This is a genomic window from Paraburkholderia sp. UYCP14C (assembly GCF_004197395.1).
Classification (GTDB): Bacteria; Pseudomonadota; Gammaproteobacteria; order Burkholderiales; family Burkholderiaceae; genus Paraburkholderia.
In genome coordinates, this window is sequence record NZ_SELS01000203.1 from 1 (window position 1) to 2,255 (window position 2,255).

Consider the following 2,255-nt stretch of genomic DNA (forward strand, 5'->3'; position numbering starts at 1 on the left):
GGAAAACTTGGTTACCTTCTTGTTCATGGCTCCATTCTCTCAAGAGTTGGAGCCTCCACAAAATCCGGGGCGGTTCAGGTTGCGCAAGCTCACGAACCACGACTCGAGAATGTCAGCGAGCCGCGCGTCATCCAGTTCGGAAAGCGCGTCATCCAGCGCATTCGCCTTGAACGCCTGGTCCGCGTGCTCATACAGATTCTCGACGTACCGCAGCCGCATCGACTGCGTGGACATTGCCCATTGAGACCCAGCGACGACCAGCCAGACTGCCGCCCAGTACCTTGGGACGTGGTTGTCGTCGACTAGCGCGACGCCTCGGAGCGCCCGCGGCACAACGTCGGCGCTGACCCGAACGAACATAAAAAGCTCCAGAACATAACGCAACGGCGGAACTTACCATAATTGCATCTTGCCGTTGCGGTACATGGAGCCTCGATGACGTCCAATGCGCAACACTTTCAGACATACCAACAGTGTTGATAAAGCAGAGGATTTTTTGGTTAGCGATCGCGGCCGCAGAGGCATAACGGAGCCGATCGCGATCAGCCCGCGATCGGTAACTAAAAAACCATTTGTGCTAAGCCGCTCCGCAGGCGGTGACCGCTATGGGCGTTGAATGACCACCGCGGTTATTTCTGATGTCCAGGACGTGCAACCGCAACCGGATTTCCAGCGATCGGTAGAAGCCTCGCTGACGGGAGATGAAGGAAAGGAAGCCTTGGCAGGCCCATAACCCGTTGTTTTGAGATATTCTGGCGCGCTCGCGGATCGAAGACACGAGTCCGGTCGCGTTTGCCTCGTCGGGAACGGCAAACGTGTCTGGAAACGGGTGCAGTGGCAACTAAAGCGCATGGTCGGGACCTGGCGGGGCTCGTGGGAGGCTGCCGGGCATACCTTCAATGCGAAGCATGTGGCCCTTGCCGCACACGGGGCAGTCCCGCAGTGATTTGCCGGTGAGCCGCTGGTAACGGTCGCGGTAGTCTTCCCTGATGGTGGATGATCCGGCGGCGGGAGCCTCGACACCGAGCAGCTGCCTGAGGTGGAGAGCTTGTCGGCACGGTGGCAGTTGGCGAGCCAGCCGTAGCTGCGGATGCGCTTGAAGCCATCGGGCAGCACGTGCAGAAGGAAACGGCGGATGAACTCGTCGGCCGTGAGCGTCATGGTGCTGTGCCGGGCGTCGTGCCGGTAGTCCTTCCAGCGGAACTGCACGGCGTGTCCGTCGAAGGCGAGCAGCCGGTTATTGGAAATGGCCACGCGATGCGTGTAGCGGCCCAGGTAAGCGAGCACGTGTTCGGCGCCGCCAAAGGGTGGCTTGGCGTAGACCACCCACTCCGCCTGGGCGGCGGGCGCGAGCCAGGCGTCGAACGCTCGCCGGTCACGCAACGTCTTGAGCTGGCCATGGAAGCGCAGCATATCGGCGTCGAACGCACGACGTAGCTGCTCGAGGAACAGGCGGCGAAACAGGCGCGAGAGCACACGTACGGGCAGGAAGAAGCCGGGGCGGCAGGCGATCCAGCGCTCACCATCCGGGGCGATGCCACCACCGGGCACGACACAATGCACATGCGGGTGGTGCTGCAGATTCTGCCCCCACGTGTGCAGGATGGTGATGAAGCCGATCTCGGCGCCCAGGTGCTTCGGATCGGCGGCGATCGTGCGCAGCGTTCCGGCGCTGGCGCGAAACAGCATGTCGTAAAGCGCGCGTTTGTTCTGGTACGCGAGCGCCGCGATGGGTTCGGGAAGTGTGAAGACGACATGGAAATACTCGGTCTCGGGAAGCAGCTCGGCCTGCCGGCGTTCGAGCCATTGCGCGCGGGCGAGCGACTGGCACTTCGGACAGTGCCGATTGCGACAGGAGTCGTAGGCGATGCGCTGATGGCCACACTCATCGCACTGCTCGACATGTCCGCCGAGCGCGGCGGTACGACACAGCTCGATGGCGCTCATCACACGCCGCTGGACACGACTGAGTCCGTCGGCATGCGTCTGCCGGTATTGCGGTCCGCAGCGGCGAAGGATGTCCGCCACCTCGAGCGCCGGGCGCATCGCGTGCTTCAGAAGTACTCGGGCGCAGTGGGTGGAGATGGGATGGGTTCAGGATGCGGGAGCAGGTCGAAGGGACTGGTGGTGGCGCACACGGTGCTGGTCGCGATGCGCAGGTAGCGCGAGGTTGCTTTGTTCGGCAGGGTAGGCGCCCAGTTGGTTGCGGACGCAATTAGGCCTTTTTAACGCACTGCGCCTGGCCAAAGGCGTTC

1 protein-coding gene and 1 pseudogene are annotated in these 2,255 nt (G+C 62.4%); both read right to left on the minus strand.

Features of this window, described 5'->3' with window-relative positions:
* Positions 1-39 precede the first annotated feature (39 nt).
* Positions 40-360: a hypothetical protein gene (locus EVC45_RS44215; protein ID WP_248295532.1), complete on the minus strand. Its 321-nt coding sequence runs from the start codon at positions 358-360 to the stop codon at positions 40-42.
* Positions 361-841: 481 nt separating this feature from the next.
* A pseudogene (locus EVC45_RS44220) lies at positions 842-2,046 on the minus strand (IS91 family transposase).
* Between the last annotated feature and the right edge of the window lie 209 nt (positions 2,047-2,255).